Genomic DNA, 373 nt, shown 5'->3' with positions numbered 1-373 from the left:
GGCCCGCCGCGGTGCCGGCGTCGACGCCGCCGAGTGCCTCGATCAGCGAGTCGGCCCCCGAGCCCGGGCCCGCCATCATGGTGATGGCGGTGCCGCGCATGTAGAGGAAGGCGATCTTGGGTCGGGTGCCGTCGGTCGGGGCCTTGGCCGTCGCGGCCGTGATCTGGTCGGCGGTGCGCCGGCTCAGTTCGGCGCCCGCCGCGGGCACGCCGAGGGCGTCGGCGACGGCCTGGATCTGGCCGGGGACACCGGCCAGCGTCCGCGTGGGGTCGAAGAACACCACGGGCACGCCCGCCGCCCGCAACTGTTCCTGCACGGCCCGCGGGCCGATGCTGGTGTCGGTGAGGAACACGGTCGGGCGCAGGTTCAGGAT

1 protein-coding gene is annotated in these 373 nt (G+C 75.1%); it reads right to left on the bottom strand.

The features are described 5' to 3' along the window. Nucleotides 1–373: ABC transporter substrate-binding protein (locus AC1DYG_RS20715; RefSeq protein ID WP_477641707.1), on the bottom strand; the 373-nt coding region annotated here is incomplete at both ends.

Source organism: Pedococcus sp. P1_H8, from assembly GCF_056405175.1.
The sequence above is the reverse complement of the archived record's forward strand: the minus strand, read 5'-3'. Positions and strand labels throughout refer to the sequence as shown.